The organism is Armatimonas sp. (assembly GCF_031410135.1).
In the GTDB taxonomy this organism is placed as follows: Bacteria; Armatimonadota; Armatimonadia; order Armatimonadales; family Armatimonadaceae; genus Armatimonas.
In genome coordinates, this window is the sequence record NZ_JANNYP010000136.1 from 1 (window position 1) to 3,009 (window position 3,009).

Here is a 3,009-nt window from a genome sequence, read left to right on the forward strand (position 1 = left end):
CGTACTTGCTCAAAGACATTCCCCCTGAGGAGCTGGTCGAGGCGATCCGTAAGGCCGCACGCGGTGAGGCCACGCTCTCGTCCCAAGTGGCGACACTGCTCATGCAGTCACTCCAAGGCACCTCGGCGAGCACTTCCGTCCCAGAGCCCCCACCCCTCTCCGTTCGGGAGCTTGAGGTACTACGCCTGATCGCCGAAGGACTCGGCAATGCGGAGATCGCGGCCCAGCTCTTTGTGAGTGAGACCACGGTGAAGAGCCACGTGAGCAATATCTTGGGCAAGCTTCACTTAGCAGACCGAACCCAAGCCGCAGTCTATGCCTGGAAGCAAGGGATGATGAACCGGGAGACTTAGCGCCTGCTACAGCGAGTCTTCGACCACGCGCTTGAGCTTTTCGAGGCCCGTTTTGGCGACAATCAGCGGGTCGTTCTGGTAGTAGGACTCGTTGAAGAGCTCTAGCGAGAGGTAGCCACGAAAGCCGCTGTAGTCTAGGTTGCGAAGTATTCTTCGTAGGGGCGCAACACCGTCGCCGGGGTAGACGCGGTCTGCATCGGTGATCAGATCGGGGGAGAGCTCTGGGTAGTCGTTGACATGAAAGACCGGCAGGCGGTTGCCCGAGAGCAACATCAGACCCTCTACCGGCGATCTGCCTTTGTACAGATGATAGACATCGCAGAGAATCGAGGCGTTGGGGTGGCCGGACTCGATGGCAATCAGGGCTGCCTCGCCCAAGCGGTTAAGATTTGCGGAGAAGCCCCAGACCTCAACCATCGGCACGATCCCGGTCTCGTCGCCCAGCTCACAGAGCGTGCGGTAGCGATCGGCGGCGGCGAGTAGCTCGATTTTCTCACTGCCGGGCGTGTGCACTCCAAATGGCGGAGCCGCGATCCGTCGCCCTCCGAGCCGCGCCAGAAGCTCCATGTCATGGTGCGCCTGCACCAGCCCTGCGTCTCGTTTTTCGTCGTCGTCGTTGATCCAGTCAAAGAACCCAATGGCCGACTCGACCGTGAGGCCGATGTCTAAGAGCTCACTACGCAGTTCCGAGAGATTGCCTCCCTCAGCCACGAAGCGCTCCAGCTCGCTCATCCACGGTTCAATGGCATCGTAGCCGGCTGCGGCGGCAAGGCGGCACAGCTCCGGCAGGGGTAGCGCATGCTTGCGCACCGTGCTGGTGTTGAAGCAAAAGCGAAAGGGGTGTGAGGGGGATTCCAGCAGCTCCGGAAAGGGCGCAAGCGCCCCTTCCGTGAGTGCTGGTTTTTCTTCCAAGAGGGTTGGCATCGTTTTCTCCCTACCCCCGTTAGAGGGGGGTAGCTGTAGAGCTAAAGCTAGGAAGGCCGTTCCGGCCATAAGAGTTCAGTATGGCCGGAACGGCCTTCGCAGCCGAGGAATGAGGCTCTCCAGCCACCCCGTTCTAATCGGGGTGGCTACAGAGTCCAGCCGCCTCGGTAGCGGTAGGTGCGCAGAGCGTTGGCCTCTTTCATCTTCTCACCGCCGACAAACTCCTCTTTCTTGGGATCCCAGCGCAGCTCACTGCCGCCCAGCCGGATGCAGACATTGCCTAGGTGACAGACGCTCACGCTTCGGTGGCCAATCTCCACATCACAGATGGGACGCTGGCGGGTGCGAATACAGTCCACGAAGTTGCCGTGGTGGCTCTTGGAGACATAGAGCTTCTTGGCGTTGGCAGGCAGCGGGTCGGTGAGCAGTTTCTCGTCGCTGGCGGCGAGCTTACCTCGGCTCACAAAGATCCAGCTTCCGTTTTCGCCGTAGAAGTGCACCCCGTTCTCGCCCTGGCTGCTCGCAACCAACTCCACGCCATCCGCGTAGGTGTAGGTCACTTCATAGTCCACGGCTGTGGTATAGGAGCAGTTGGTCGGGTCCTCTTTTAGGGCTTTGGATTTGGCACTGACCTTCACCGGCCCATCGCCATCGCGGCCTAGGCCCCACTGCGAGATGTCTAAGTGGTGTGCGCCCCAGTCGGTCATCATGCCACCGCTGTACTCGAACCAGTAGCGGAAGTTTCCATGCACACGGTCTTTGACATAGGGGCGCTCGGGAGCGGGGCCTTGCCACATATCATAGAGCAAGTCCTCAGGGACGGGCTGCACCTCAAAGGGACCTTGCTCACGCCCGTTTGGTAGGTGGGCCACGACACGCTTGAGCTTGCCTAGGCGTCCGTTTTGGACCAGCTCACAGGCCGTACGAAAACGATCATCGGAGCGCTGCTGACTGCCCGTCTGAAAGACCGTCCCCATCTTGCGGGCGATCTGAACGAGCTCCTTGCCTTCGCCGAGGCGCAGGGTCATCGGCTTTTCGCAGTAGACATCCTTGCCCGCTTTCATGGCCATGCTGGCGATAATGGCGTGCCAGTGATCGGGCGTGCCAATCACGACGGCGTCTATGTCCTGCCGGTCTAGCAGATAGCGAAAGTCCACGTACTTGGAGACGCCTTTCGCGGCCCCCCCAAAGACATTGGCTGCCTCTTCTAGGTGGGTAAGGTCCACATCGCAGACCGCCACGACTTCGACGCCGGGTCGGCCTGCAATCCCGCGCATGTCGCCTAGGCCCTGACGGAAGCCACCCTTGCTCCCCCCCGCGCCGATCAGCCCCATGCGGATCTTGTCATTAGGCCCAATGGGCTTGCGTGGCCCCGTCACTGTCTGCTCGCGTGCCTCGGCCCATTCCGGCAGGCTGGTCATAAAAAATCCGGTCGCGGCGGCGCTGGTTAGCAGGCTCCGTCGCGTCACAGGTGTTGTTGAATCACTCACTCTCTCGAATCCTCCGTGAGGTAAGTTTCGGGAGAGTGAGCGTGTTTTCCTTCTCGATTGACACCTCTCACTCTATGGGCTAACATAGTGTGTACTATTATATTTTGAAGAGAGCGTAAGAGATCATTGACACCCGAGGAACTTAAAGCACAGCTAGACCACCGTGAGCGGCAAATCGAGGCGATCCGCCGCACGAGTGATGCGCTTTTTAACCACCCGAGCGTGGATGCTATGGTGCAGGC

3 protein-coding genes are annotated in these 3,009 nt (G+C 59.9%); 1 reads left to right on the forward strand and 2 read right to left on the reverse strand.

The window, feature by feature from the left end:
- A partial coding sequence (locus RMO15_RS05035) for a response regulator transcription factor (RefSeq protein WP_309708665.1) occupies positions 1-353 on the forward strand: 353 nt, incomplete at its 5' end.
- Between the two features lie 6 nt (positions 354-359).
- Here RMO15_RS05035 and RMO15_RS05040 read toward each other — a convergent pair.
- Positions 360-1,277: a sugar phosphate isomerase/epimerase family protein gene (locus RMO15_RS05040; protein WP_309708668.1), complete on the reverse strand. Its 918-nt coding sequence runs from the start codon at positions 1,275-1,277 to the stop codon at positions 360-362.
- A 146-nt stretch (positions 1,278-1,423) separates the two neighbouring features.
- Positions 1,424-2,767, reverse strand: coding sequence for a Gfo/Idh/MocA family oxidoreductase (locus RMO15_RS05045; RefSeq protein WP_309708672.1), 1,344 nt, complete (start codon positions 2,765-2,767; stop codon positions 1,424-1,426).
- Positions 2,768-3,009 lie beyond the last annotated feature (242 nt).